This is a genomic window from Microbacterium sp. ZKA21, from assembly GCF_050434165.1.
GTDB lineage: Bacteria > Actinomycetota > Actinomycetes > Actinomycetales > Microbacteriaceae > Microbacterium.
Map to the genome: position 1 here is coordinate 128,713 of NZ_JBNPVV010000001.1, position 26,451 is coordinate 155,163.

Below are 26,451 nucleotides of genomic sequence, written 5' to 3' on the forward strand. Positions count from 1 at the left end.
CGGCGGTAGTCCCGATCATTGTCCGACCAGCGCCTGGACGAAGGCATGCGGTGTGAAGCCGGTGAGATCGTCGATCCCCTCGCCCTGCCCGAGCAGTTTCACCGGGATCCCGGTGCGCTCCTGCACGGCGAGGACGAACCCGGCTTTGGCCGATCCGTCGAGCTTCGTGATGACCAATCCGGTGACCCCGGCGTGCTGCAGGAACGACTCGGCCTGCATGACGCCGTTCTGTCCGGTGGTCGCGTCGAGCACGAGCAGCACCTCGCTGATCGGCGCCTGCTTCTCGACGACCCGACGGATCTTGCCGAGCTCGTCCATGAGCCCGCCCTTGGTGTGCAGCCGCCCTGCGGTGTCGATGATCGCGATCTCGATCCCCTGGCTCTTCGCGTACTCGACCGTCTGGAACGCGACGGATGCCGGGTCCTGGCCCTCCTGCTGCGGCCGGACGATCGCCGCACCTGCGCGCTGCGCCCAGGTCGCGAGCTGATCGACGGCGGCGGCGCGGAACGTATCGGCCGCTCCGACGACGACACTGCGCTCGTAACGGCGCAGGAACTTGGTGAACTTGCCGATCGTGGTCGTCTTGCCGACGCCGTTCACTCCGACGACGAGGACGACAGCGGGGCGCTCGGTGAGCTTGAGGGTCGTGTCGAACTTCGCGAAGTGCTCCTCGAGCGTTTCGCGAAGCATCCGCTGCAGATCCTTCGGGTCGGTCGTGCGGTACTTCTCGACCTTGTCCTGCAGCTCCTCGACGACGCGCTCGGTGATGTCGGGGCCGAAGTCGGCGGTGATCAGCGCGGTCTCGAGGTCCTCCCACGTCGTCTCGTCGATCGTGGGCTTGACGAACATGCCACGCAGTGCGCGACCGAGGGACCAGGACTTCTCCGCCATGCGTCCAGCCTACGGCCACGCTACGATCACCGGATGCAGACAGCGCTCAGCCGGCTCCACATCCACGGAGGAGGTCGACAGGGCGCATCGGCCTGGCCATCACAGGCGGATGCCGGCGGCGAGTTCCTGACCTTCGGGACGGCGTCAGTCGTCGAACAGGCCAGCCTTCTCAGGGAGCGGCCCACGGGCGAACTCGTCTTCGCGCATTCGATCGGAGCCGTCCCCGCAGTGCTCGCCGCCGGTGCGATGCAGCCCACCGGCCTCGTCCTCGTCGAACCCGCGCTGTACGACATCGCCCGGGCGCAGCCGGTGATCGAACGTCACATCGGCATCGTCACGGAGGCACGCGCGCAGGCGGATGCCGGGAATCTGCGCGGGTTCTGGGCGATCCTGCGTCCCCTCATGTTCGGCGGACCGTTCGACGAGGGGCGGTGGGACGACGAGCGCCCGCTCGCGCAGCGCTGGGCCGTGACGAACCTGCCCTGGGGACACGGAGTGCGCGACCACATGCTCGACGGCATCCCGACGCTGGTGGTGACCGGCGGATGGAACGACGAGTACGAGGTGATCGCCGGCATCCTCGCCGGGCGGGGCGCGCGACACGTCGTGCTGCCGGGGGCTCAGCATCGACCCCAGGACCTGGAGGAGTTCGCGGGCGTCGTCGCGGACTTCGAGGCGGAGCTGCGGTGACCGCGTACCGAATCCCGGAGGCTGCTCCGGACCCGCGGCGTGTCGCAGCGCTTCACCACGGCGACACGCCAATGAACGGCCGAGTCGCCTGGGAATCGGCACGAACGAACGGACGCGCGGGTGCTCAGCTCGCGGCGGCCGCGCGGTCGCCGACGCGCTGCCCGACGACGGCCGAGACGCCGTCCTGGCGCATCGAGACGCCGTAGAGGGCGTCAGCGATCTCCATGGTGCGCTTCTGGTGCGTGATGACCAGCAGCTGCGAGCTCTCGCGCAGCTGCTCGAACACCGTCAGCAGTCGCCCGAGATTCGCATCGTCGAGCGCCGCCTCCACCTCGTCGAGGATGTAGAAGGGGCTCGGGCGGGCCTTGAAGATCGCGACGAGCAGCGCGACCGCGGCGAGCGACCGCTCGCCACCGGACAGCAACGACAACCGCTCGATCTTCTTGCCGACCGGACGCACGGCGACCTCGATGCCAGTGGTCAGCATGTTCTCCGGGTCGGTGAGCGAGATGCTCCCCGCCCCGCCGGGGAACAGCAGCGGGAAGACTTCGGTGAACGCCTGACGGGTGTCCTCGAAGGCGCTCGCGAAGATCGTCTGCATCCGCTCGTCGAGGTCGGCGATGATCGTCAGCAGATCCTGCCGGGTCTTCGTGAGATCGGCGAGCTGCTCGGTGAGGAAGGCATGCCGCTGTTCGAGCGCGGCGAACTCCTCCAACGCCAGCGGGTTGACGCGGCCGAGCTGACCGAGCTTGCGCTCGGCTTCGCGCAGCCTGCGCTCCTGCACGCGTCGATCGTAGGGGATGCCGGTGACCTCCGCCGGCATGTCGTCGGCGTCCGCTGCGTCGGCCTCCCCCGCATCGCGCGGCACCAGCTGATCCGGCCCATATTCCGCAACGAGAATATCTTCATCGAGGGCCAGTTCGCTGGTCACCCGCTCGAGCAGGCTGGACAGGTGCAGCTTCTTCTCGTGAATCTGCAGCTCGAGCCCGTGGACGCTCTCGGTGAGGCCCGCGAGCCGGTCACGCAGACCGTTCTCCTGCGAACGCAGGGCCGTGAGCTCCTCGTTCTGCGCCGACCGCGCGGCTTCGGCCTCGGCCAGCGCCAGCCGCGCCTCGGCCACCGAGCGATCCAGTGAATCGAGTATCCGCGGCAGCTCGGCGGCGACACCGGATGCGGCCTCGCGCTGCGCGCGTCGGATCACGGCGCGACGGGCCGCCTCGGCCGCGGCATCCCTTTCCTGCTCGCGCTGGCGCTCCAGCGAGGCGACCCGCGCCTGGGCCGCGCGAACGCGCTCGCGGAGCGTCTCGATCTCGAGCCGAGCCGTGACCTCGCCTTCGCGGGCTGCTTCGAGCGCCTCCAGCAGCCCGTCCCGCGCGGAGGCATCCAGCACGGGGCGCGGAGCGGACTCGGCGGCTTCGACCTCGGCCTTGGCGGACGCGGCATTCGCCTCGGCATCCGCGACAGCGGCCTGCGCCTGGGCGAGCCCGGCCTCGAGGCGCTCGCACTCGGCGACCGCCGATTCGTGCTGCACGGTCACGCGGTTGACCTGTTCCGCGTAGGTCGCCAGCGCCGCGTCGTGCTCGCGCAGCGCGCGCAGGGCCTCCTTGGCGTGCCTGCGTGAGTTCTCGACGCGCTCGGTCGCCTCCTCACGCGCGTCGCGCAGCGAGTCCACGATCACCCGCACCTCGTCCAGGCGCTCGGCGGCCGAATCGCGCTCCGCCGCCAGCTCCAGTCGCGAGCGCTCGGACCCCGAGCCGGCGCGCAGCGTGTGCGCGGTGAGCACCTCGCCCGCCGCCGTCACGATCGTCGTCGTCGTGTCGGACAACGCATCCAGCGACGCACGGGCCGTGCGCGCGGCAGCGAGATCGTCGGCGATCAGCACGTGCGCGAGGACGCCGAGCACGCCGTCCGGAGCGGTGACGACGTCGACCGCCGGGGTGACGCCGTCGAGCCGGACATCGCTCGTCGGCCGAGCGGCCTCGGCGATCACGAAGTCGACGACGCCGCGGCCGGCATCCTCGATCAGCGCGATCGCGTCATCGATCCTGCCGACGAGCACGCCTTCTGCAAGCGGTCCGAGCACGGCGGCGACCGCGGCCTCGAAACCCGCGCGCACCTGCACGGCGTCTCCGACCAGGCCCCGGACGCCGTGTCCGCCGTGCTTGACGATCTCCGCCGCGCCACCCGACAGCGAGAGGGCGCTCGTCAGCGCCGCCGTCTTGGCGGTGAGCGAATCGACCTCGCGCTCGGCCGTGTGCAGTCGCTCGCGCAGGCCGTCGCGCTCCGTCTCGGCCGCGGTCGCCGCGGCCTGCGCCGCTTCGTAGGCCGCGGCATGCTCCGCTGCGGTGCCCTCCGGCGCCTCGGCTTCCTCGATCGCATCCAGGGCCTCGGCCGCTTCGCGGCGGCGCGCGTCGGCGGCCTCCCGCGCATTCTCCTGACGCAGCACCGCACCGCGGACGGCGGCGAGAGCGGATGCCGCGGCCTCGGCGTTTCCGCGCAGTGCCGTCACCCGCATGTCGTACTCGGACACGAGGGCGCTCTGCTCGGCGATGTCGACGTCCAGAGTGTCGAGCTCGGCCCGCGCCTGCATCACCTCACGGCTCGCGGCGACCGCGGCATCCTGGGCGTCTCCGAGGCCCTCCGAGATCCGCGTGATCTCGTCCTTCGCCTCGTCGATCGTCGCCTGTGTGACCGTGACCGCCGTCACCGCGGCGTCGTCCTCCTCGGATCCGAGCAGCGCGAGACGCTGATTCGCGAGCGTGTACAGGCCACGCATCCGCTCCTGCACCTGCTCGAGGCCGAAGGCCACGCCGCGCGCGGCATCCACCGCCGCGGAGTTCTGGTCGGCTTCGAGGCGTGCGATCTCGGCCCTGACCTGGTCGGCCTGATCGGTCAGCACGAGCCGCTCGGTGTGTCGCTCCTGCTCAGTCCTGGTGTGGTCGGCCAGTGCGGTGCGCAGCGCGACGACGTCGTCCGCGAAGATGCGCGCCTTCGCGTCTCTGACCACAGCAGCGATCGTCTGCGCTTCGCGCGCGATCTCGGCCTGGCGCCCCAGGGGCTTCAGCTGCCGGCGGATCTCACCGGCCAGATCGCTCAGGCGCGTGAGATTGGTCTCCATCGCGTCGAGCTTGCGGAGCGTCTTCTCCTTGCGTCGACGGTGCTTGAGAATGCCGGCGGCCTCCTCGATGAATCCGCGGCGATCCTCCGGGGAGGCCTGCAGCACCGTGTCCAGGCGCCCCTGCCCGACGATCACGTGCATCTCGCGGCCGAGGCCCGAATCACTCAGCAGCTCCTGCACGTCCAGCAGGCGGCAGCTGGAGCCGTTGATCGCGTACTCGCTCGATCCGTTGCGGAACAGCGTGCGACTGATCGTCACTTCGGCGTACTCGATCGGCAGAGCGCCGTCGCCGTTGTCGATCGTGAGCTGCACCTCGGCACGCCCCAGCGGGCCGCGCGTCGACGTGCCGGCGAAGATGACGTCCTCCATCTTGCCGCCGCGCAATGTCTTCGCCCCCTGCTCCCCCATCACCCAGGCGAGCGCGTCGACGACGTTCGATTTGCCCGATCCGTTCGGACCGACGATGCAGGTGACGCCCGGTTCGAACACGAAGGTGGTCGGTTGCGCGAACGACTTGAAGCCCTTGAGCGTCAGGCTCTTCAGATGCATGCGCGCACCGCTCGTCCGGGGAGAATCACGGCGGCTACGCTACCGGAATTCCGCGGTAGAACCGGCATCCCACACGGCAGGACGACGGATCCGACGAACCGCGACACGCCGTGTTCCTGGGAGAATGCTTGACGAGTTCCGGCCCGTTCGCTACCGTTGCAGACCGGAACGCCACTCGGAAGGAGGTTACCGATCATGATTCAGCTCATCGCACAGGCCACCGGCCTCGATACGCGCGCCGCCACGGCGCCGCGTCCAGCGCATTCGGTAATCGCATCCTTCGGCTTCCGCAGCGCGCTGTCGTAGAACCGCAGCCTGAGATCGCGGACCCGAACCGGGTCCTTCTCCGCCGCATTCTGCGCGCCACGTCCCTCTGACCTTCGCGTCACGGCCGTCTCCCCTCCCCCGCCGCCACCGGTCGACTGTCTTCGCAGCCGTCCGCCGTCGGCTTCCTCGCCCACCGTGCTCCGCCGGATCGTTCCGGCGACCCGGCGCAGCGCTCGGGCCTCTTCCATCACCATCACCATCACCATCACTGGAGTTCACTGTGACCATCGCGCAGCTGCACGGCAGCACCGCACACCCGCCCTGTCCCGAGGACCGCGAGATCCTCGAGATTCCCATCCCGGTCGACCGCACGGAGCTCGCTCTGGCCGACCGCCTGTCCCTGCGGATCGGCCTCTGGCTGCTTCTGCGGACCCAGCGCCGCCGGCCCGTGCCGGCCGACGTGGACGTGCCGTCGTTCTTCCCCGGCGCTCCGAACCTGACCCAGCGCGAGGCGCTCACGCTGCTCGCATTCGATCTGCAGCACCAGCTGCGCTGACCGAGGAGACGACATGAGCGCTCCGCTCGCCGACACCGCCACCCTGCACCCGCTCGTGCTTCCGGCACGGGCGGGTGCAGCCCCCACCGCGCTGGTGCGCGAGTACGCGGACGTCCGCAACGCGACGATCCTGGAGAGCACCGGCCGAGATGACGACGTCCTGCCGGCCGAGGCGCTGCTCCCGACGCTCTACAGCACGCCGGACCGCACGCGCAGTCAGTGGTACGTCGCCGCCGACGGTCGGATGCTGGGGTGCGCCGCCCTCGACATCTCGCAGGATGACGCGGGCGAAACCGCTCTGGTCGTCGTGGCGATGCGCCGTGACGCGCAAGGCCACGGCATCGGGCGGGCCCTGTACGAGCATGTCGAGTCCATCGCACGCGACGCCGGCGTGCGCAGGCTTCTGCACTGGGAGGCGCATCACGAAGACGGATCGGACGCCGCGCCTCTCGCGTCGCCGACCGGTTTCGGGTCGGTGCCCGCCGACCGCTCCGCCCGGTTCCTCAGCCGCAACGGCTTCCGTCTCGAACAGGTCGAGCGCGCCAGCGAGTTCCTCTGGTCCGACGATTCGGTCGACCGTCTGACGTCGCTCCGCGACGCCGCCGCCGCACATGCATCCGACTACCGCATCGTCCGCTGGATGCTCCCCACACCCACCGAGCACATCGATGGATACGCCTGGATGAAGTCCCGCATGTCCACCGATGCACCCGATGCCGAACTCGGGCAGCCTGAAGAGACCTGGGACGCCGCGCGCGTCGCACGTCAGGACCAGCGCATCGCCCAGAAAGGCTGGTCGATGCAGGTGACCGCTGCGCAGCACGTCGGCACCGGCGAGCTCTGCGCCTTCAACGAGCTGGCGATCGGACCGGATGCCGCCTCCGCCACGCACCAGTACGACACCCTCGTGCTGGCCGCGCATCGCGGGCATCGTCTGGGCATGCTCGTGAAGACCGCCGGCCTCCTCGCCTGGCGCGAACAGTACCCGGCATCCGCACGGGTCGTCACCTACAACGCGGAAGAGAATCGACCGATGCTCTCGATCAACGAGGAGATCGGCTTCACCGCCTTCACGTACGAAGGCGCCTGGAAGAAGGACCTGACATGAACGGCACGCTCCTGCTCGAAGAACTCGTCCTCCCAGCGATCCCGGATGGCGAAGACGCCGGAGACTTCCTCGCGGTGGTCGAGCTGAACAACGCCGTCTGCGCGAACGATGCCGGCACTGACGACCTCGCGCAGGCCCCGGCGGAGCTGCTGGCCGGTCTGCGCGACACGGCCGATGAGATCCAGCGCATCTTCGTCATGCGCGAGCGCGGCGCCATCGTCGGCTGCGTCATCGTCGGTCATGCGACGGCCGAGCCCACAAGCACGCAGTTCGATCTGATGGTGCTGCCGGAGAACTGGGGGCGCGGGATCGAAGACGCACTGCTCGCACGCGCCGAGGAGGAGACCAGGGCACTCGGGCGGAAGGTCATGCAGACCTGGACCCTTCATCCGGGGCGCACCGACGGGCCGACCGTGACACCCGCGACCGGATGGGGCGTCGTCGCAGACACGCCCCTGGCCGCTCTGCTCCGCAACGCCGGCTGTACGCTCGAGCAGGTCGAGCGCAACAGCGCTTTCGACCTGACGGGCCCGATGGACGAGGTGCGCAGACGTCTCGACGAATCCATCGCCGCGGCCGGCGCCGACTACCGACTCGTCGAGTGGACGGTTCCGACACCGGATGCTCTCCTCGACGGATATGCCTGGGCACTGTCCCGGATGTCCACCGATGTCCCGTCCGGGGCGCTCGCGGTCGATGAGGAGACGTGGGACGCCGACCGGGTGCGACGGCGCGAGGAGCGGCTGATCGAGGGCGGTCAGACCATGTCGGTCACCGCAGTCCAGCACGTGCCGACCGGTCGCCTCGCCGCCTTCAACGAGCTGGTGATCGGCGCCGAACGTACCGAGGTGACGCACCAGTTCTGCACGCTCGTGCTGCGCGAGCACCGCGGGCATCGTCTCGGCATGCTCGTGAAGTGCGCGAACCTGCTGCGCTGGCCCGACATCGCCCCGTACTCGCCCCGCGTGTCGACGTTCAACGCCGAGGAGAACCGTCCGATGCTCGACATCAACGAGCAGATCGGCTTCACCCCGGTGTCGTACGCGGGTGCATGGCAGAAGAAGCTGAGCTGATCGTCGTCAGCAGAGCGGGTCATCCGGAGGGATGACCCGCTCTGCCGGATCTGCATCTCTGGGCCGATGCAGATGCTGCGCCCTCCGACGAGGCTGGAATCATGAACGATCCCGTCCTCACCGCCACTGCCCTGCAGAAGTCCTTCGGTCCCACTCGCGCCCTCGCTGGCGTCGATCTCGCCATCGCCCGCGGCGAGTCGGTGGCGATCATGGGGGCGTCTGGTTCGGGGAAGACGACGCTGCTGCATGTGCTCGCCGGCATCACGACGCCGGATGCCGGGCATGTCGCGTTCGCTCCGGCATCCGGAGCGTCCGTCGAGGTCACCGCTCTCGGAGAAGCCGATCGTTCGCGCCTGCGGCGGGAGTCGTTCGGATTCGTGTTCCAGCAGGGCCTGCTCCTCCTCGAGCTCACCGCGATCGAGAACGTCGCGCTCGCACTGATGATCAACGGCACGCCGCGGCGTGCGGCCGAGGAGCACGCCGCCGGCTGGCTCGCCGCCCTGGGTCTGGCCGGGATGGAGCAGCGCCGCATCGGCGAGCTCTCCGGTGGTCAGGCGCAGCGCGTGGCCATCGCACGCGCCCAGGTGACGGGCGCGCAGATCGTGTTCGCCGACGAGCCGACCGGGGCATTGGACTCGCACACCTCATCCGAGGTGATGGACGCCCTGCTGTGGTCGACCACGGGACAGGGGCGAACGCTCGTGGTCGTCACCCACGACGCGAATGTCGCCCAGCGCTGCTCGCGGATCGTGCACGTACGCGACGGCCGCATCATCCCGACGGAGGTGGCGGCATGAACCTCCGCGTTCTCGCTCTGCTGCTGCGGCCGACGCGCGGCGGAGGCTCTGTGATGATTCTGCCCGTCGTCGCCTTCGGGATCGTGTCAGCGCTCGTGCTCACCGTCGTCGGCGGTGCGCAGACGTTCTGGACCTGGACCGACATCGATGCGACGGTCTATCAGGGTCTTGCCGCGATCGCGCTCGTTCTGCTCGTCGTCCCGCTGGCCGGGCTGGGCGGCGCGGCGGCGCGTCTGTCGGCCCGGCGGAGGGACGAACGTCTTTCGACGCTCCGTCTGCTCGGCGTCTCGCCGACCGGCGTCGTCGTGGCGACCGTCCTGGAGTCGGTCGTCGTCGCCGCCATCGGCGCTGTCGCCGGTGTACTCGCGTACCTGGCGCTCTCTCCGGCGATCGGGCTGATCCCGTTCCGCGGAGAAGCTCTCGGGTGGACCGGCGTCCTGCTGCCCGTGTGGATCATCGGCCTCGTCGTGCTCGGCATCCTGATGCTCGCGGCGATCAGCGCCGTCATCGGCCTCCGCCGCGTCGTCATCTCGCCGCTCGGTGTGCGCACGCGCACCGACGTGCCGAAGATGCACTGGATGCGCGCCGTCATCGCATTGCTCGTCGTGGCCGCCGCGTTCGTCGCGATGCAGGTCTTCCCCGGAATCGGCGGCGCCGTGGTGACGATTCTCGTCGTCGCCGGGCTCTTCGCCGCCGGACTCGCCGTGCTGAACCTCATCGGACCGTGGGCGGTCGCTGTCCAGGCGCGCGGGCAGCTGCGACGCGCCGCCCGCCCGCATCAGCTGCTGGCAGCACGACTCGTGCTGGAGTCCCCGAAGGCGGCGTGGCGCCAGATCAGCGGTATCACCATGGCGAGCTTCGTGGCCGTGTTCGCCGGTACGGGAGTCGCGGTGATGGACACGATGAGCGCGTCGACGGACCCGGCTGGGCTCGCGCTGATGGTCGACATCCGGACGGGCCTGATCATCACGCTGATCGGATCGTTCCTCATGGTCGCCGCAGCCGTCGGCGTCAACCAGGCCGCCGAGATCCTCGATCAGCGCGACCTGCATCGGAGCCTGCACCGGCTCGGGATGCCGCTGCAGACCCTCGACAGCGCACGGATCCGCTCGGTGATGTCGCCGCTGCTGCTGACCACGATCGGCGCCGCGCTGTGCGCAGCCGTGCTGATCTTCCCGCTGCTCGGAATCGCGCTGATCGTCGCGCCGATCTCGGTGGCCACGATCCTGCTCGTGATCGCCGTCGGCATCGCACTGGTGTGGGCGTCGACGCGCGTGACGCGTCCGATCCTCGCCCGGAGCTTCGTCGAGGCGTGAGCCGCGGCGCCCGTGGTGTCAGGCAGCAGTTCTCGGGCGCGGGCAGTAGTGACTGGAGCGGTTCATGAACCCTTCGCGCCGGATCTCTCCACCGCAGCGCGGACAGGGCTGGCCGCCCCGCCCGTAGGCGTTCAGCGAGTGCGCGAAGTACCCATTCTCCCCAATCGGATGCATTGATGTTCCAAATGCGTCCATTCGCGTCCATCCATTCGGGATTGCTTGTCTCGACTAGTGAATGGCGTCAAATCGGGGATGCAGGGACTCTATCACGGGAGCTGAGCGCGCGACTATGAGCCTCGAATCGCCGAATTTCGGGGTGGACGAACTTGGACGCCTTGGGACATCACCAAGTATCGTTCACCTCACTGGTTGGACCGAATCACGCGTAGGAGAAGCTCCCGCTGCTCTTCGGTGAACTGGGGCGCGGCCGCCGTGACCTCTCTGACCAACTGTTCTTTTGCAGCTGGCCCGATCGGGATCGGCGCGAAGGACGCTTCCAGCTCGTCCACGTTCACGAAGACCTTGTAGACCGGTCGGCCGTGACGTCCGATCACTCGTTCTTTCACCGCAGGCAAGCTGCCTTTGTTGATGCGGCGGCGGATCGCCTTTTCGCTGCAGCGCATGCGCTCGGCTGCTGCGATGATGTCGAGTCGTTCGGGGGCGGAGGGCACGGCGTTACTGCTCTTGCTTTCGTCTATGGGAAGGAAACCAGCGCTCCCCCACCAGCATCGACCGACGAAGCAAGATGTGACTCATAGTCAGTCGACTCATCGTCAGCGTAGTCGAAATCGTTGAAGCATGACGATTCCGGCGCACCGCATCGCCTTCGGCGAGCACCTTCGCGAGTTGCGCCGCGCCCGTGGTTGGACTTCTCAGGAGGCATTCGCCCACCATGTCGGGCTTGATCGTACCTACATCAGCGGGATCGAGCGGTCGCGGCGGAACCCGACCTTGGACATCATCGTGAAGCTTGCGCGCGGGCTGGAAGTATCGCCGTCGGAACTGCTGGCGACGATCGAGTCCTGATCACGCTCCCCAGCCGTCGGCGAGGGCCCGGACCTTGGGGATCACCTGCTCCACGCGGGCCGGGGCGCGGACCGCCCACTCGTCCGTCTGGAAAACCGGGGCTAGCCGATCGGCGAGAGCGTCGAAACTCGCCCTCAGGGCGCAGCCCGGCACCCTCGCCGATCGGCTAGTTCGTGGACTTGTTCGGGACGAGATAGTGCGGCCCGACGAGTCCGGCGTGCACTTTCTTGGTCGGGCCGCTCGTGTCGTCGTAGAAGTAGACCCGGGGCGCGAGGTTGCCGCCGCCCTCGGAGATCTTCAGGTGGGCGAGCATGGTGATTTCGCCGGAGGCGTGCACCGTGGTGTCCACCTCGAAGACGCGAGTCCCCTTGAACTTCCCGCCGGTCTGCACCCCCTCACTCTCGGTCATGGAGAGCTTCTTGCTCGTGGCGGGCCACCCGAGCGCAGGGCCCGACGCGCACCACTCCCAGAACCCACCCTTGTCCCAGCCCCCAGCGCGGTCCTGGGCGTACGCCGCGAGTGCGCGGAGACCGCGCCACGTCTTGTTGCCCCAGTTGTAGGCCTCGGGCGCAGTGTCGATGTCGTCGAGCTCGCGGATCGCGGAGTCCGGCAGCGCGAGCCAGTCGGAGAGATACAGCTGTGCGGCCAAGACGGCCTCCGACGCGTCCTGCACCGAGTCCGGGACCGAAGCCGCCTCCTCGTGCTGGGTCCCCCACAGCAGAGCCGCCAGACCGCGGCCGATCAGTTCGTCCTTGAGCCGCGCCAGGTGCCCGTTTGCGCTGGCGAGCTCCTTCTCCAGCGAGCTCTGCTCGTTTCGGGCGACGTCGAGGTCCTGCTCCCATCGTTCGCGCGCATCCGCAAGGTCCTTCGCCGGGACCATGCCATCCAGCGCATCCGCGGGCAGCCCGCTCTGCTCGCCGAAGACACGGAAGGCGGCGGGGATACGACGCCTCGTCGACAACTGCGCGACCGAGTAGACGATGCGGTCGATCGTCGCGCGCGGCGACTCCTCGAACCGTGCGCGGAGGTAGTAGCGGTGTCGCCAGCCGTCTGCGTCCGGCGTGACGATGCCGGGCGCGTACACGCGGACGCCACCGTCCCAGATAGCGAGCGCGTCGAACTCGCGCCTGAATGCGGCCACGGCAGCTCGGTCGAGGGTGACGACCGCGGCGATGCCTTCTGCGCGCGCCGCGATCGTCCCCGCAGTGCGGAGCCACGAGTCGTCGTGCTCGGGGTATGGCTCGGCGCAGACGATGATCGGAAGCGTCCGCGCCGGCTTCGCCAGCATCTCGACCAGAATGGCGATGCCGGCGGCGGGCACGGCAAGCGGCTCGATCGGCACCCCGCTTCCGCCGAGATGCGGCTTCTCGACGGCACCGAGCAGGTCGTGCACGATCCTCGGGCGACCGACGGAGACACGGCGGGCGAGGTCGTCGGACGACATGCTCAGCTCCACGAGCGTGTGGACGCCCTCGTCGTCGGCGACGACACGGATCACGGTCGCCCATTCCGTCGGGTCCTCGGGGACCTGATCCGTCGAGATCACCTCGAACGACTCCGAGCCCATCGACCGAACGCTCACCTCGCGGTGCCGCCCCTGGGAGACGTCGAACTCGCTGACCCCATCGACCAGGGGTTTGGCGTCCGACGACTCGTACGTCCATCCAGCGACGCACGTCTTGAGCCGCTCGACGACCGTCGTACGGTCCCGCGTGGACGTGTCCGACCACACTGCCCTGTATAGAACGCTCATGCTGATGCCCCCTAGGTCCGCGAAAGGGGCCGCTCCACTGGCGCTCTTTCATCCATGAGATGACCCTATCGACGGCATAGGACACGCTGCATTCGAAATGCTTGAACGCCGACGGCTCCAACGACGTTGACGTAGCCCGAGAAAACGCCGGGGAGCTCGAGAACCAGCGCAGCACGCGGAGCGCCTACGACCTGACGCAGACACGCATCACTTCCGCGGTGCTCGACACCAGGTACCGGTCGGCGGAAGCAGGCACCCGTGTTAGGTCAGCGACCAGGCCAATGTTCGGGCATAATCTCAGTGAAGGCTGCGTTAGACTGTAACGAGATCGGTGACACTGATTGCGCGTAGAGTACAAAGACAAGAAGCTCGCGAAGCTGTGCACCGACGAGCGCGAGATGCAGAAGAAGCGACCTGATCTGAAGAAAAAGCTCCGGCTGCGGATCAAAGCCCTGGAGAACTCGGATACGCTCGGCGACCTGCCGAACGACGACCCCGGAGGCGCATGGCATGACCTCAAGGGCAAGCGAGCCGGAACATGGGCCGGCGAGCTCAGCGGCAACTGGCGGCTCGTCGTCGAGCCCACGCCTAACGCCCTGAACGCTGTCGACGTGACAGTCGTCGACATCGAGGACTACCACTGAGGAAGGAGAGACCATGACCGCCACCAACTACGCCGTCGCTCCCGGGGAGTACCTGGAGGAGTGGATCGACGACCATGGCCTGTCCCAGCAGCGGGTGGCCGAGCTCCTCGGAAGCAGCCGCAAGCAGGTCAACGAGATCGTCAACGGGCGCGCGCCCATCACCAGCGACACCGCGATGCGCCTCGAGCGCGTCGTGGGCATCCCCGCCAAGACCTGGCTGAAGTACGAGGCGCTGTACCGGGCCGACCTAGCCCGCATCGCCGACGAGGAGAACCTCGCGGGGCACATCGACGAAATCGCACCGTCAGCGGTTACGTACCTGCGCAGCATCGGCGCGACGGCGGCTACCAAGCGTGCTCCCGGCAAGCTCGTGTCCGACTTCCTCGCGTTCCACCGCTGCGGGACGTGGGAAGCCTACGTTCACCTGCACGAGGAGGCCTCGCAGGGCGACTACGCACTGGCGGCGCTGAAGGACTCGGGCACGACGCTCGATCGGAGCCTGCTCACGACCTGGCTGCGTGCCGCCGAACTGGCGGAGCCCTTCGAGCGCGGGCGCGGGTACGACTACGACGCCGGGCAGCTCCGGACAGCCCTGCCCGATCTTCGTGCCCGTGCAGCAACGCCCGACTCCACCATGCTCCGCGACATCGCGAATATGCTCGCGGACCTCGGTGTCGTCTTCATGGTCGTGGAGCCACCCAAGAAGCTCCCGTTGTTGGGTATGACGCGATGGATCGACAAGCGCGTGCCGGTGATCCAGCAGACCGGGCGCTGGGGCAAGGACGGCTTCGTCATTTGGACGCTCTTCCATGAGCTCGGCCACGTCCTCAACGACCCCCGCGGTGAGATGCACGTGGAGTACAGCACCGAGAAGAAGCGCAACTCCGCGGCGGAGAAGGGGGCCAACGCGTTCGCGATGGAGCTCTTGTTCGGCGAGGCCGGCATATCGCAGTTCAGGGGCCTCTCCTACGATCGGGAGATCGCCGACAAGGCTCGGGAGATCGGCATCGCGCCGGGCGTCGCCGTTCACCAGATGCACCGCCGCAGGCTGCTTGACTACAGGTTCGGCAATCGACTGTGCGTTGATCTCGCAGGCAGCTTCACGGAGTGATGGAGCGTGTTCCTTGAACACTCAAACCTGCTTCTCCTTGACACCAACATGCTGTCTCCGGGAAAGCTAGTGGAGCACGGCCTGTTGGGCGAGTCGACGTTGGTCGCGGCATCGACCTCTGCGCAGGAGGTCCTGGGGATGCAGCGACCAGACCGTGAGGGAGGCTACCGCTACGCCCTGCCCATGATGAACGATCGCCTTCTCCTCCGCGCCAACCTTGCGCCGGACCAGTTCTTCCGCTGGGCGTCCGATCACGCAAAACACCGCCCGGTCTCCCGGCACACAGACAGCCTCGTCGTGCCGGGCTCACGACTGCGCCAAGAGTCACGGGAGCTGGGACACGCAGCTGTCGCGATCGCGCACGAAACTGGAGACGATCGGCTCTTCCGGGCGTACGCCGCCCGAGGTCTGCGAACCAAGCAGCTGCGCCGAGTGCTGAGCAAGTGGGAGTTCCTGCGCGCGGAGCTAGAAGCAATAATCCCCCTCGACGACGCAATTGCCCTGCAGGCGGTGGCCTTGGCAAATGCGTTCGTCGACAGCGGCCAACATGTGAAGGGCACGGCACGCAACTCGATGAACGATATGTACGTCGCCGCCACGTCCCTCATCACCGGAATCCCCCTAGTCACCGCTGATGCTCAGCTCAACGACTTCTACCGCGAGCACGGTTGGACCGTGCCGAGCAACGATGGCCTGTACATCGCCTTGCCCTCTGCTCCATCAGATGCAGGATCGTCGGACCCCGCCTCAACGCAGCGAGGAGACCGCTACATTAACCGCCCTCTGAGTCTGCGCTCGCACGTTGATCAGGTTCCGCCGCCTGGTCGATGACCGCGTAGACCCCTTGGAATCAGGCGACGTCGACCGCCGGGCCGCCTCCCGTCACGCTCAGTTCCGGCTGAGCCCGTGTCTGCGTGTGTCCAGCGCGAGCTTGAGATGACTTTCGGCGGCGTCGATCTCGCGCGTCGGGGCGGCCGGATCGAACACGCGCAGCAACGAGAACGGAACGTCAACGCGTCCAGACCTCGCAGCTCGACATTGCCGCCATGGCCGTTCGTCGCGTAGGCGTTCCAGCGCTGGCGGATGTTCTCGGCACCGTCGGCCTTGCCGACGTAGTGACGACCGCCGCGGGTGTCAGTAATGAGGTAGATGCCGACGACGGACGAGAGCGCTGTCCGCAACGCCGCGTAACGGTGCTCGCGCCTGACCCGCCTGAAGCTGCGTACCGCCCGCGGCTGATCTTCAATGGCCGGACGCCAACTTGACGGTTGACGGCGCTGTCAGAGGCTCGGCGCTTCCGGGCACGCGGGCCTCTCAACCGTGCCAGAGTGGCTGCGCCCGAAGCACGTTTGAGCCCAATAGAATCGCGTGGCGATGGAGCGAACGCGCCGGCGCAGAATCAGATTAGGAGTGCAATGCCTAATGGGAGCACTGGCGGCTCAAGTAATGAACGGGGCAGCAGGCACCGGAGTGGAGCCGCTGCGTTCCTAGCGGTTCACGGGATGGTCGGCCAGGCAGTTGAGGGCCGCCCCGGAGCCATCCCGTCACGTGTCTACTTGGAAGCATCAGAACATGTAGACGACATTGTCGTCCAAATGACGGATGACACGAAGTGGTATCTGCAATGCAAGCGCACAGCCGGAGTCGACGCACCTCTTCGAAAGACGCTGGCGCAGTGGTGCAAGCAGCCGTATATGCCCGGCGACCGACTCGGGCTCGTCTCCAGGGAGCTCCGGGGCGCACTGAGAGAAATCCAACCGGCCATCGACCAGCTGAACGACGAGCATGCCCCTCCCCTGAATAAGAGGCAAGTTCGAAACCTAGACCTCGTCGAGTCCGAGCTCCGGACTGCAGGATGCGCGGATCCGGACGCGCTGATTCGTAGCGCGCTGTTTCTGCAACTGGCAACCGAGTTCGCACCGGATGCGCATCGACGGATCGCCTGTGCATTGCTCAGCACGATCGTCCCTCCAGACAAAGCAGACTCGGCGTTTCGAGCGCTCGAGAGCCTGATGCAGGAGTCAGCAGCCGCGAAGCGATGGACTGACATGGCCGATTGGCTGGCCGCACTCGAAGGCGCACACATCGAAGTCAGATCTGACATCTCCGGGGTACCGGCGGCTGCGGCGGAAGCGAAGCGCCAGGCAATTGATGCCTACCGCGAAATAGTCGCGCGACCTCTCGATCTTCTTACGCTCTCGACCCTCGCTCCTCGCCTCGGTGAGGTACGCGTAGACGGGCTGCTCGAAAACTGGAAAGTTCGATGGGGCGACCGTAAGTCGGCTGATCTCCCGAGGCTCGCGCGACGCAACGCCAGGTTCATCCTGAGTGGTCTGCCAGGCATCGGGAAGAGCGAGGCGATGCGGCAGTTGGCCGCACACATCGCGTCGGAGGATAAAGCTCCTGTCCCGGTGCTCTTCAATTTGAAGGAATCGCTGGCAACGATTCAGTCCGGTGGTTCGCTCACGCTTGAGACGATTCTTCGGCACGTTTCGGAGCGAATCGCCGGGGTGGACCCGGCCGTCGCGACGGCAGCTCTGAGGGAGGCGCTGTTCTCGGGAAATGCAGTCCTCATGGTGGATGGTCTCGACGAGGCTCGAAGTCATCTCGGTACAGTCGCCACCAATCTCGCGCAGATCGTCACCGCCCTGCCCGTAGCGACGGGATTCATCCTCTCAACACGTCCAAGCGCCGAAGAGGCCACGCGTCAACTGAGTCTGCCCACAGTCAGCCTTGACTCGCCGCCGAGCCTGAAACGATCCCTCCCGCAGATCATTCGAGCGTTGCTCCCCAAAGATGTTCCTCACCCAGAAGCGTGGATCGAAGAACGCGTGCAGCGTGTGCGCAGCGCATCCGAGCGCACGGACGACATCTGGAAAGTTCCCCTCCTCGCCACGTTCGCCACACTCCGTATCGCCGCCGACAAAGACGAAGCAACGAATGCGGTCGAACTCCTCAGCAACGTGATCGACGACAGCATCACCGCATGGGAACGCCTAAAGACGAGCCACTCTGACGGCCTCGACCCGGAGATGCGACCGTCGATGTTGACAGAAGGCTTCATCACCATCGGATGCCTGATCAACACGAGCACCGCAACGGTTGATGAGGCTGAGGCTAGAGTCGCTCGCCAGCTCGAACCATGGGAGTTGGCTATACCGCTCCGAAGAGAGCTGGCACGGCAGGTGGTCCACTTCTGGGACGAACGAGTCGGCGTCTTCGTTGTGGATGGGGACCACCTAGTGGCGCGCAGTCGTCAGTTTGCCGAGCTTGCGGATGCGCGCCGTGCCAGCCAACTACCGCTTCCGGACAAACAGGATTGGATCACGGCTGCCCTCACGAACCCTGATCTCAAACAGACCGTGCAGCTCGCCGTGCAGACAGACGAGGAGCTCCGAACACTCCTGCTTGAGATGGCGGACCGCGGCGAGGACGCCGGCAACCGCAATCGGGCAGCTGAGTGGGTGGCAAGCTTCGCCCCGAATTGGAAAGGCACGTCATTCGAAGTCGAGCAGTGGGTGATCGATGTCATCGCGAACGCGGCCGAAGACTTACTGCCCGTGCCCGAACCCAGCACTTCCTTCATAGAACGAATTGAGGCTCGCAGGAGCGACGGCGACGGGTGGCACTTCGCCGTCCAGCTCGCTCGCTACCAGGCGGCCCAGACACTCCGCGACCATCAGCGAGGGCGTCTTCAACAGCTTTCCCTTGCGCCGCAGCGACGTGCACTGATTGACCTCTTTGTCGGGCTCACAGCAGCCAAGCTTGAGCAGCGCCCGTTGAATGAACGAGAGATCACGCTGCTCATTGGCCTTCTGGACTCACCCCGGCCCGAGAAGAGCTCAAGCGGCTATCGAAAAGGGGTATTCGTCATCGATGCAGCAGAACGCTACATCGAGGGCACGAGCGACGTGATTGAATTGGGGGTCGAACACGTAGACCAGTTGCCGGCAGGAGCGAACGAGAAGTTCTTCGCCATAGCGAAGCGGCACTCTCATAAGACGTTTGAGAAAGTAGCATCGGTGCTCTCGGAGCGAGGCTACAAAGTCGACTACTCCGGGCTACTTTCCGGCCTCGATCCGTTGCGAGAATTCAGTGAGTTGTTCGCTGACAAGCACGGCCTTGGATGGCTGCTCTCGCTCCTCTCAGACTGGCCGGTTGAAAGCAGCAACGGAGTGCCACCCGAACCATGGCGATGGGGCGAAATCTCTGACCTTGTCTCGACTATCGGTTGGGCAGAAGGAACCATAAGCGATCTCAAAACAGTCGCTGAAACCTCAGCCGATCTTCGGGCCACTTGGATTGGCAAGATCGTCGTTGCATACGGCTTCGACCGTGGCAGGCTGGCCGCGGAAGCGCGCGCGATCCTGCGTCAGCACGAAGAGGAGATGGAGGAGACACTACGGCAGATCTGCACCAACCAGTTGATCGAGCGCCAACCACTCGGACAGCTCGATTGTGAAGACGCCACCGAACTGGCACCCTGCTTCGCGTCCCACGCCGAAGCGATCGTATCTCTGACCGCTCAGTTGACCGTGAACACGGGATGCCCCGGCGTCAGCGCCGTCATCGAAACTCTCGATACCCCCATGACATGGCGTAACCGATTCCTAGCGACTACCGTTTCGCTCGCGACCTCCACGGGAGATCCCGCGCTGGTCGAACGCTATCGCAAAGGCAGCAGTGCGAGCCGCGCGGGCCTCGCTCTGTTCGCTAAGACTGTTTCCGACAAGACTGACCTCCCGCTTGCTGCGCTCCGAGAGGACCGTGACGCCGCCGTACGCCGTTACTGCGACGGCAACCTCGACACAGCGGACGTCTGGACTTGCGAACACTGTTTGACGGAGAATCCGATCACCGAGGACTCATGCGAGGAATGCCACCTGCACCCTGGCTGGCTCGTTCGCGGAAAGAATAGCTAGCGCCACAGGACGACGTGTCGTGGCTCGACGAGAGTGATTCATAGCCCAAGCGGGAGGAAACGACTCATCCTTCAGGCTTTGGGTCCAGACGCGAAACTCAATGCCTTCGTGCAACCGGGAGTGCCATTTCGATCGGTCATCGAAGCCCATTGCAAGTCTCTGGAAAGCGAAACCTTAGAGTCCAAGCAAACTCCTAGATGCGTGAGCGTTCCAGATCCATCAGAGACGTCGGGACACGCGCGCTATGCTCAGATTATGGGCCACAAGCGCATCGGGGAGCTGGACTGTCTCGTGATCCGTGCCCCGCGCGAAGACGGCTACCGTACCTGCGCCGTCTGCGGTGGCGACCCCGAGCCGAAGCCCATCATTACGGGCAGCACGGCGTGAGGGTGGCATTCACCTGTCCCGAGCATGGACCGCATGCCCTCGTGGACCCCTTCGACGATGTCCAGTAAGGAGCATCTGATGGCGATGAGTCTGGACGAGTTCCTCGTCGAGCATCCGGTCGACCGGGCGGCTGTCGACGCGCATAAGCAGCACATGCTCGAGGCGATTGCGGAGGCGCTGCGCGAGGAGGGCGAGGAAGGGCCGGAGTGACTGGCACGCCTGCTCCCTTGTCTCTCCTCACTGTTCGCGTATATCCAACGCCGCCCCAGGGTGCCGATCGTGTCCGCCGTGAGCGGTAATGGAAGTCAGGCAGTATCGAATCATGACAGACATTGCCCAGGAGTTCCCACCAGGCAAGTGGATGGAGGCAGTGGCGGATGTGCTTCCCCTGCCGCATCGGGCGGCGATGCCCTTCACGCTTGGGGAAGCCGTTGAAGAGCTGGGCCTCTGGGCGAGACTCGCACGCTCCGAGTCCTGGGCGTCATCGCAGAATCGACGTTCCCTCCAGACGGACATCGAGGAAATGGCTGCCCAAACTGGCCCTCGACTGCGCGACCACTTGAAGTCCGTTCTCGCCGAAACGCTCAAAGCCACGGAGCGCACGGAGATCTCCGCCGTCGCAGGCAGATTCCTTGATTGCTGGCGCTCACCGGAAAGCATCTCCGCTGCGTTCCGCGACCTCTGCAGCGTTGCAGTTCAGTCCACCGTGACTACGTTTCAGCTCGGTCCGTACGCGAACGTCCTCGCATCGCAACTCGGTGAGGCCGCGCAGTCGGCCTGGGGACCGCTCCGGACGGCGGTGGACTCCTTGATGGGCTACGCAGCGCCGGGAACCAGCGGCGACGTTCCTCCCGAGCAGTGCCTACGGTTGGCGGAAGAGATCCTGTGCGCCGAGCCTCCGTTTGGAGAGGTGACGGTCTGGGCGTTGTACGAGAGAGCAGTAAGCCCGTTCCGGCTGCAATTCGGCGACATCACATTCCTTCGCGCCGACTGGGTAGTCCCAAACGCGATGCGCGACGACGGTCAGTCGTTCCCAGAACGGGACGAGCTCCGGTCAATACTTGACGGTCCGTGGTGGCCGACCGACCTTCTTGACGAGGCTCTCAGGCAACCCTCCAACCGCCTGGTCCTGGCGCGGGTGCACTTCGGCGTGCGAGAACTCGCCGGTGCAGCGGCTGACGCCATCCGGCAGATCGACGCGATCCTCAGCATCGCGATCGGTTCCGGTGGCGTCTCGTGGAAGAACACCGGAACCAAGGCCACGCTGCTGAACGGAGAACTCGTCGGCGGGTCTTTCGGCAGGATCGGATCACCCCCGCGGCAGTTCGAGGACACGTACGGCATGTCCGCGACTTCGGAGATCCTTGACTCCGTCGCGAGCGAACTGCATGACGCGATGCGCGAGCGTCCACTGCCCGACTATCTTGTCGAGGCTCTGCTCGCGCTGCGCGAGGCGGGGATGGTCGATCACCGCGACGTCCTCTTCTACGATGCGCGAGCGGTGACGCCGCGTATCGCGATCGCTCTCGAAGACCACGCGATGGAGCACATTGCTTCGTTCGGTGACGTCAAGCCGACTGTCCTCGCGACCGCCGTGCAGCACCGAGAGGTCGATTGGCAATTCGAGCAGCACATCCTCGCAGGCTTGCTAGGCCCGCTCAACCACGCCGAGCATACTCATGCGGCTCCCGATTACCGCGATCTCGAGTTCTCGATCTTCCACTACGACGAATCTGGCACGCGAATCGTCTCCATCCCGAAGGCCATCGAGCTCCGGGATGAACTCCTGGCGCTCGAGGCACCTTTATGGGTGAGGAATGAGTTTCTGGGTGCCGTGGCCGCAGTAACGAAGCCGGAGATCGAACTTCAGCTCCGTCTTCTGAAGAAGCGCGAGGTGGAGGTGATTCGTTCTCGGCACCGCCGCGTGCGCAACGCGGTGAGCCACGGCAACCCCCTGCCGCCATCCACGCCTGCAAGTGTTCAAGGGTTCTCCACACGCGCCGCCCGCTCGGCGCTCGGACTCGCCCTTCACTCGTTCGCCACTAACCAGACGATCACGGATCTCCTTGCCAAGGAGCAGTCTGATCGGAGCGAACAGGAAAAGCTGCTCGCCTCGGGAAGCAACTACTTGAACCGCCTCGATCGAGCATCCACCGGACGGTCCGGAGAACGCGAGGCGTCGTGAGAAGCGGCGGCCTCGCCCGCCCTCAGCCAGGGGACCGGAAAAGTCCGACTAAATCGCGCTCCGTCCTTCTACTACTCCGGTCGCCGCAAGACTGGTGTGATTCCGCTGCTGGCGGGCCGTCGACGAGGTTGCGGAGCTGGGACAGACGGTTCTGCGAAAGCAGACCACGATCGCCGGTAACGCTCGCGATGTTCTGGCAGATGGCGCTGTCCGCGCTCCGGACCCGCTCCGCGACGGTCGCCGCGTCTTAGACCTCGTCGCCCACCAGGCGGAGCACCGGGCGCTGATCGGGCTCGCCGAGCAGGTTGCGGATCTGTGCCGGAGCCAGCCGCAGGATCTCAGCGAGTGCGGGCACCGTCGCGCCCTGCTCTGCTGCGAGCTCCGCGGCCTTGCGCAGCAGCGTCGGCGTCTCCCCCGGGTATGCGCTCGTCGGGTCCGCGGACGGATCGTCGACCATGGCGAGGCGCTGGTAGGCGCGTCGTGCCGAGGAGTCGGTGGTCCGGCCGCGTTCCACCATCCGCCGAATGAGCGAGTGTGGCGACACGCCCCAGGTCCGCCCGAGCCGATCGAGCGCAGCGAGGTCGAGACGCTGCGGCAGGACAGCGTCCATCGACGCCGCAGGGGTGAGGAATGCCGCCGCGAACTCGTCGGCTTCCCGCTCGATGGCGGTGCTCTGCTCCGCTGACTCGGCGTGGAGCAGCAGGTGGCCGATCTCGTGGGCGATCGAGAACCGGTGCCGGAACACGTTCTCGCTGCGGCGGGGCGTGGTGACCACGATCGGTCGGTCCACGATCACAGAAGAGAACGCGTCCACCGCATCGATCTCCCCCAGCGGACGCACGACGACCACGATCCCCCGCGACTCCGCGGTGGCGACCAGGTGTCGCACCGGCCCGTCCGGGAGATCCCAGTGCCGGCGCAGCGCCGCCGCCGCTTCGCCCGGGCTCGTCCCCTGCGGCAGCTTCGGAAGATCCGCCTGGGGGAGCTTGACGTACCGCTCGAGCGCGAAGGTCAACTCCCACACCAGCGTTGCAGTCGACAGCGCTCGCTGGCGGTCGCCGACCCGCGCCGAGCGCAGGCTGCGGAAGTGCGCGTGCACGGTGTCGATGCGCGCGAGCGGCCTGCCCACGCTGAAGAACCCGGGACGAACCTTCAACGTCGCCGCCATCCGCTCGACCACATCGGCACGAGGAGAGTTCACCCCCGCCTCATACTGGCCGATCGCCGCAGCCGAGACCCCGACCGCGGACGCCAGCTCCGTCTTGCTCAGGCTCTGGCGCACGCGAGCCTGGGTCAGCCGTGCCGGCTCGAACCTCCCTTGCCCATCCGACGAGCCTGGAAGATCGAACAGTCCGGGGTGCTTGTCACGCATCTGGCGTCCGGTCCTGCGTCTGCGGCTCGAGCGAGGGCGCGACCGGGCTGCCGCTGTCGAACGACTCGACATCGTCAGCTGCGGATGCGGCCACGAACTCGGACTTCCAGATCGTCTCCTCGCCATGCAGATGGACGGTGCCGCCCGTGTACTCCGCAACAGCCCAGTCGATCGCATTCAGCGAACGAGGCGTCGAATGGACCATGACGAGAACGACAGGCATGAACTCGCCCGCAGCCAGAATCATGCGCTCGAGCTCATCCTGTTCGCTGGCGTTCCGGGTCTCCTCGCCGCCCTCGATGAAGCTCTGGCCGAACATCTCGACCGGCCGCCGCGCGAAGAACCCACTCATCCGGGTCTTGCTCGTCGCGAAGCCGCTCTCCACATCTGCTGCCCCCGGCACCCGCCACACGAACACCAGCCCGCCGTTGACGATCGGAAGCCGATAGCCGGCCGGAACAAGCCTGTGCGCCTGAAATCCGCGATCCTTGAACGCTTCGTACGTGTCTTCCAGCAGATCCCGCCACTGCCCGCCGAAACCGAACGTGTAACGAGTCCCAGCTGCCTCGTGGGCGTCTGCCGCCAGAGCGTGGCGCGCCTGGACGACCTCGATGACGAGATCGCGTGCGTCGGCGGCATAAGCGCCAAGCGCTTCGAAGGGAGAACTCGGGACCATCGCGACCTCCAGAAGTCAGAGCCCGGTGAGCAGAGTCACCCGCCGAGGTGACTTTAGTCTGACACGAAATACGCGCACGCACGCTTCAGCTGCTCGGCGTGTCGGATCACCTGCCTGAACTGCGGCCCCAGGCCAGCAACACGACCCGACTCAGGGCATGCACAACTTCAAGGTGCACAAGACCACCTCCATACCGCAGAGCCATTGGCCTCTATGAATGGATCGACGCACCAGTCGGAATCGAACGCAATCCAGCACGCCCAGCACCCCGACGCTTGGACAGTAAATGTGCCGAACTCGACGAATCTGTCACCCTTCTACACAGCTTCTCACGTTGATGTGGCAAAACGCGTCCAACCGTGTCCCACCGTTCGCCCCCAAGAAGATGCGTGTTTTGGAGGGGATGGCACTAAGTCTGCGACAGTCAACTCCGCCAATAACAGCCGGTCAGAGGCTGTATTTGCGACGGCGCTGGCACCGTGGGCAGAAGTGCGACGAGCGGTTCATGAAGGCAACGCGCCTGATTGGCGTCTCGCAGCGAGGACAGGGTTGTCCGGCCCGACCATAGACACATAAACGTCTGGCAAAATAACCCGCCTGACCATTGACGTTCACGTACTGCGCGTCGAAGCTCGTGCCGCCCTCGGCGAGAGCCTTCTCGAGCACCAGGCGCACCTCGCCGAGCAGGCGGCGCACGGCCTGCGCCGAGAGGACGCGTCCCTCGGTCTCCGGGTGGATGCGCGCGGCCCACAGGGATTCGTCGGCATAGATGTTGCCGATACCGCTGACCACGGTCTGATCCAGCAGGATTCGCTTGATCGCACTCGACCGCCGCCGCACGGCGGTGACGAACGCCGCGTCGTCGAACATCGCATCCAATGGGTCGCGTGCGATGTGGCGGACCTGGCTCGGGACGAGATCGTCGCGATCCGCGACGAGCGCATCGACGGCGAGCGAGCCGAACGTGCGCTGGTCGGCGAACACGACGGCGAGGTCGCCGTGCTGCGGGTGCTGAATGCCGAGGCGGATCCGCTCGTGGCGCTCCGCCACGGCGTCCGGAGCGCGCAGCAGCATCTGCCCGCTCATTCCGAGGTGCGCGGTCAGAGCGCGATCCCCACCGGCCAGCGGCATCCAGAGGAACTTTCCGCGACGTGACGCCCCGACGATCGCCGCCCCTTCGAGGAGGCCGGCGAAATCGGCAGCGCCGGCCGGATGCCGCGTGAGCGCGCGCTCATCGAGCACCGCGACCGAGGTGATCGTCGCGCCGATGACGGCGGGTGCGAGGCCGGCGCGCACCACTTCGACCTCTGGGAGCTCAGGCACGGTCGCTGAGCACCCGCCACGCGGTGAGCGCGGCGGCCATCTCTGCGGTCTTCTTGCTGGTGCCGTCGCCCGTCGCCGTCACGTCGCCGACGACCACGGTCGCCGTAAAGCGACGGTCGTGATCGGGACCGTCCGATTGCACGGAGTACACCGGCGGGAGCGAGCCGACGCGTGCGGCGAGCTCCTGCAGACTCGTCTTGGGATCCATCGCGGCGCCGTAGCGCTCGGGGTCGGCCAGGAGCGGCTCGACGAGGCGGAGCACGAGCGCGGTCGCGGCATCGGGTCCGGCCGACAGGTACGTCGCGCCGATCACGGCTTCCGTCGTGTCCGCGAGGATCGAATCCTTGTCGCGTCCGCCGGTCTGCTCTTCGCCGCGGCCGAGCAGGATGAACTCCCCGAGGCCCATGCCGCGGGCGACCTCGGCCAGGGCGACGGTCGAGACGACGCTCGCGCGGCGCTTGGCGAGCTGCCCCTCGTCCAGGTCGGGATGCGTGGTGAAGAGCATCACCGTCACGGCCTGACCGAGCACCGAGTCGCCCAGGAACTCCAGGCGCTCGTTGTGCGGGATGCCGCCGTGCTCGTACGCGTAGGAACGGTGGGTCAGCGCCAACGCCAGAAGCTCAGGGTCGATATCGACCCTGAGCTTGGCGATGAGGGGCGCTGTCCCACCAGGGACATCCGTCACGA

23 protein-coding genes are annotated in these 26,451 nt (G+C 66.6%); 13 read left to right on the forward strand and 10 right to left on the reverse strand.

The features are described from left to right. Positions 1-15: 15 nt before the first annotated feature. On the reverse strand, positions 16-891 hold the full coding sequence (ftsY, locus tag M2317_RS00730; RefSeq protein WP_429456383.1) for a signal recognition particle-docking protein FtsY: 876 nt from the start codon (positions 889-891) through the stop codon (positions 16-18). A 33-nt stretch (positions 892-924) separates the two neighbouring features. Here ftsY and M2317_RS00735 point away from each other — a divergent pair, with 33 nt between their 5' ends. Further along, positions 925-1,581, forward strand: coding sequence for a hypothetical protein (locus tag M2317_RS00735; protein ID WP_429456385.1), 657 nt, complete (start codon positions 925-927; stop codon positions 1,579-1,581). Between the two features lie 124 nt (positions 1,582-1,705). Here the strand turns inward: M2317_RS00735 and smc are convergent, their stop codons facing one another. Both smc and M2317_RS00745 read right to left on the reverse strand, forming a co-directional pair. Beyond that, complete coding sequence (smc, locus tag M2317_RS00740) at positions 1,706-5,248, reverse strand: chromosome segregation protein SMC (RefSeq protein ID WP_429456387.1); 3,543 nt, start codon at positions 5,246-5,248, stop codon at positions 1,706-1,708. A 200-nt stretch (positions 5,249-5,448) separates the two neighbouring features. Further along, positions 5,449-5,781, reverse strand: a complete 333-nt coding sequence (locus tag M2317_RS00745; RefSeq protein WP_429456388.1) for a hypothetical protein — start codon at positions 5,779-5,781, stop codon at positions 5,449-5,451. Positions 5,782-5,795: 14 nt separating this feature from the next. Between M2317_RS00745 and M2317_RS00750 the strand changes: the two genes are divergently transcribed. The 5 genes from M2317_RS00750 to M2317_RS00770 all read left to right on the forward strand — a co-directional run bounded on the left by M2317_RS00750 (position 5,796) and on the right by M2317_RS00770 (position 10,365). Beyond that, positions 5,796-6,071 carry a hypothetical protein gene (locus M2317_RS00750; protein ID WP_429456390.1) on the forward strand — a complete coding sequence of 92 codons (276 nt, stop codon included), beginning with the start codon at positions 5,796-5,798 and terminating at the stop codon, positions 6,069-6,071. Between the two features lie 13 nt (positions 6,072-6,084). Then, on the forward strand, positions 6,085-7,179 hold the full coding sequence (locus tag M2317_RS00755) for a GNAT family N-acetyltransferase (RefSeq protein ID WP_429456392.1): 1,095 nt from the start codon (positions 6,085-6,087) through the stop codon (positions 7,177-7,179). After that, positions 7,176-8,252 carry an N-acetyltransferase family protein gene (locus tag M2317_RS00760; protein ID WP_429456394.1) on the forward strand — a complete coding sequence of 359 codons (1,077 nt, stop codon included), beginning with the start codon at positions 7,176-7,178 and terminating at the stop codon, positions 8,250-8,252. Before M2317_RS00755 ends, M2317_RS00760 begins: the two co-directional genes overlap by 4 nt. Positions 8,253-8,353: 101 nt before the next feature. After that, positions 8,354-9,049, forward strand: coding sequence for an ABC transporter ATP-binding protein (locus M2317_RS00765; RefSeq protein ID WP_429456396.1), 696 nt, complete (start codon positions 8,354-8,356; stop codon positions 9,047-9,049). Next, positions 9,046-10,365 carry a permease gene (locus M2317_RS00770; protein ID WP_429456397.1) on the forward strand — a complete coding sequence of 440 codons (1,320 nt, stop codon included), beginning with the start codon at positions 9,046-9,048 and terminating at the stop codon, positions 10,363-10,365. Before M2317_RS00765 ends, M2317_RS00770 begins: the two co-directional genes overlap by 4 nt. A gap of 18 nt (positions 10,366-10,383) precedes the next feature. Here M2317_RS00770 and M2317_RS00775 read toward each other — a convergent pair whose 3' ends face one another. Both M2317_RS00775 and M2317_RS00780 read right to left on the reverse strand, forming a co-directional pair. After that, positions 10,384-10,560, reverse strand: coding sequence for a zinc finger domain-containing protein (locus tag M2317_RS00775; RefSeq protein WP_429456398.1), 177 nt, complete (start codon positions 10,558-10,560; stop codon positions 10,384-10,386). A 167-nt stretch (positions 10,561-10,727) separates the two neighbouring features. Then, the gene (locus M2317_RS00780) at positions 10,728-11,036 is read right to left on the reverse strand and encodes a hypothetical protein (RefSeq protein WP_429456400.1); all 309 of its coding nucleotides are present in this window, start codon (positions 11,034-11,036) and stop codon (positions 10,728-10,730) included. 127 nt (positions 11,037-11,163) lie between these two features. Between M2317_RS00780 and M2317_RS00785 the strand changes: the two genes are divergently transcribed. Then, entirely contained in the window at positions 11,164-11,391 is a 228-nt protein-coding gene (locus M2317_RS00785; protein WP_429456402.1) for a helix-turn-helix domain-containing protein, read from the forward strand. A gap of 166 nt (positions 11,392-11,557) precedes the next feature. Here M2317_RS00785 and M2317_RS00790 read toward each other — a convergent pair whose 3' ends face one another. Then, positions 11,558-13,144 carry a hypothetical protein gene (locus M2317_RS00790; RefSeq protein WP_429456404.1) on the reverse strand — a complete coding sequence of 529 codons (1,587 nt, stop codon included), beginning with the start codon at positions 13,142-13,144 and terminating at the stop codon, positions 11,558-11,560. A gap of 341 nt (positions 13,145-13,485) precedes the next feature. Here M2317_RS00790 and M2317_RS00795 point away from each other — a divergent pair, with 341 nt between their 5' ends. From M2317_RS00795 to M2317_RS00820, 6 genes are all read left to right on the forward strand, one after another. Beyond that, positions 13,486-13,788, forward strand: coding sequence for a type II toxin-antitoxin system RelE/ParE family toxin (locus M2317_RS00795; RefSeq protein WP_429456406.1), 303 nt, complete (start codon positions 13,486-13,488; stop codon positions 13,786-13,788). A 13-nt stretch (positions 13,789-13,801) separates the two neighbouring features. Continuing rightward, positions 13,802-14,899: a HigA family addiction module antitoxin gene (locus tag M2317_RS00800; protein ID WP_429456407.1), complete on the forward strand. Its 1,098-nt coding sequence runs from the start codon at positions 13,802-13,804 to the stop codon at positions 14,897-14,899. Between the two features lie 6 nt (positions 14,900-14,905). Beyond that, positions 14,906-15,730 (forward strand): type II toxin-antitoxin system VapC family toxin, encoded by an 825-nt coding sequence (locus M2317_RS00805; protein WP_429456409.1) that lies wholly within the window; start codon positions 14,906-14,908, stop codon positions 15,728-15,730. Between the two features lie 764 nt (positions 15,731-16,494). Continuing rightward, positions 16,495-19,821, forward strand: coding sequence for an NACHT domain-containing protein (locus M2317_RS00810; protein ID WP_429456410.1), 3,327 nt, complete (start codon positions 16,495-16,497; stop codon positions 19,819-19,821). Between the two features lie 465 nt (positions 19,822-20,286). Beyond that, positions 20,287-20,418 (forward strand): hypothetical protein, encoded by a 132-nt coding sequence (locus tag M2317_RS00815; protein ID WP_429456411.1) that lies wholly within the window; start codon positions 20,287-20,289, stop codon positions 20,416-20,418. Positions 20,419-20,530: 112 nt separating this feature from the next. Beyond that, positions 20,531-22,393: a hypothetical protein gene (locus tag M2317_RS00820; RefSeq protein WP_429456413.1), complete on the forward strand. Its 1,863-nt coding sequence runs from the start codon at positions 20,531-20,533 to the stop codon at positions 22,391-22,393. Between the two features lie 247 nt (positions 22,394-22,640). Here M2317_RS00820 and M2317_RS00825 read toward each other — a convergent pair whose 3' ends face one another. The 4 genes from M2317_RS00825 to rnc all read right to left on the reverse strand — a co-directional run bounded on the left by M2317_RS00825 (position 22,641) and on the right by rnc (position 26,449). Further along, positions 22,641-23,765, reverse strand: coding sequence for an XRE family transcriptional regulator (locus M2317_RS00825; RefSeq protein ID WP_429456414.1), 1,125 nt, complete (start codon positions 23,763-23,765; stop codon positions 22,641-22,643). Then, the gene (locus M2317_RS00830) at positions 23,758-24,441 is read right to left on the reverse strand and encodes a hypothetical protein (protein WP_429456415.1); all 684 of its coding nucleotides are present in this window, start codon (positions 24,439-24,441) and stop codon (positions 23,758-23,760) included. The genes M2317_RS00825 and M2317_RS00830 overlap by 8 nt, the downstream gene beginning before the upstream one ends. A gap of 447 nt (positions 24,442-24,888) precedes the next feature. Further along, complete coding sequence (gene mutM, locus M2317_RS00835) at positions 24,889-25,764, reverse strand: bifunctional DNA-formamidopyrimidine glycosylase/DNA-(apurinic or apyrimidinic site) lyase (RefSeq protein WP_429456417.1); 876 nt, start codon at positions 25,762-25,764, stop codon at positions 24,889-24,891. Continuing rightward, on the reverse strand, positions 25,757-26,449 hold the full coding sequence (gene rnc, locus M2317_RS00840) for a ribonuclease III (protein WP_429456419.1): 693 nt from the start codon (positions 26,447-26,449) through the stop codon (positions 25,757-25,759). Before rnc ends, mutM begins: the two co-directional genes overlap by 8 nt. Between the last annotated feature and the right edge of the window lie 2 nt (positions 26,450-26,451).

Bases quoted from the DNA above. Each gene is read 5' to 3' on its own strand.
- M2317_RS00775 (WP_429456398.1), bottom strand. From the start codon at position 10,560: ATGGACGCATTTGGAACATCAATGCATCCGATTGGGGAGAATGGGTAC.
- M2317_RS00785 (WP_429456402.1), top strand. From the start codon at position 11,164: ATGACGATTCCGGCGCACCGCATCGCCTTCGGCGAGCACCTTCGCGAG.
- M2317_RS00760 (WP_429456394.1), top strand. From the start codon at position 7,176: ATGAACGGCACGCTCCTGCTCGAAGAACTCGTCCTCCCAGCGATCCCG.
- smc (WP_429456387.1), bottom strand. From the start codon at position 5,248: ATGCATCTGAAGAGCCTGACGCTCAAGGGCTTCAAGTCGTTCGCGCAA.
- M2317_RS00765 (WP_429456396.1), top strand. From the start codon at position 8,354: ATGAACGATCCCGTCCTCACCGCCACTGCCCTGCAGAAGTCCTTCGGT.
- M2317_RS00810 (WP_429456410.1), top strand. From the start codon at position 16,495: ATGACGGATGACACGAAGTGGTATCTGCAATGCAAGCGCACAGCCGGA.
- M2317_RS00770 (WP_429456397.1), top strand. From the start codon at position 9,046: ATGAACCTCCGCGTTCTCGCTCTGCTGCTGCGGCCGACGCGCGGCGGA.
- ftsY (WP_429456383.1), bottom strand. From the start codon at position 891: ATGGCGGAGAAGTCCTGGTCCCTCGGTCGCGCACTGCGTGGCATGTTC.
- M2317_RS00755 (WP_429456392.1), top strand. From the start codon at position 6,085: ATGAGCGCTCCGCTCGCCGACACCGCCACCCTGCACCCGCTCGTGCTT.
- M2317_RS00800 (WP_429456407.1), top strand. From the start codon at position 13,802: ATGACCGCCACCAACTACGCCGTCGCTCCCGGGGAGTACCTGGAGGAG.
- M2317_RS00830 (WP_429456415.1), bottom strand. From the start codon at position 24,441: ATGGTCCCGAGTTCTCCCTTCGAAGCGCTTGGCGCTTATGCCGCCGAC.
- M2317_RS00790 (WP_429456404.1), bottom strand. From the start codon at position 13,144: ATGAGCGTTCTATACAGGGCAGTGTGGTCGGACACGTCCACGCGGGAC.
- M2317_RS00735 (WP_429456385.1), top strand. From the start codon at position 925: ATGCAGACAGCGCTCAGCCGGCTCCACATCCACGGAGGAGGTCGACAG.
- M2317_RS00815 (WP_429456411.1), top strand. From the start codon at position 20,287: ATGGCGATGAGTCTGGACGAGTTCCTCGTCGAGCATCCGGTCGACCGG.
- M2317_RS00820 (WP_429456413.1), top strand. From the start codon at position 20,531: ATGACAGACATTGCCCAGGAGTTCCCACCAGGCAAGTGGATGGAGGCA.
- M2317_RS00745 (WP_429456388.1), bottom strand. From the start codon at position 5,781: ATGGTGATGGTGATGGTGATGGAAGAGGCCCGAGCGCTGCGCCGGGTC.
- M2317_RS00825 (WP_429456414.1), bottom strand. From the start codon at position 23,765: ATGCGTGACAAGCACCCCGGACTGTTCGATCTTCCAGGCTCGTCGGAT.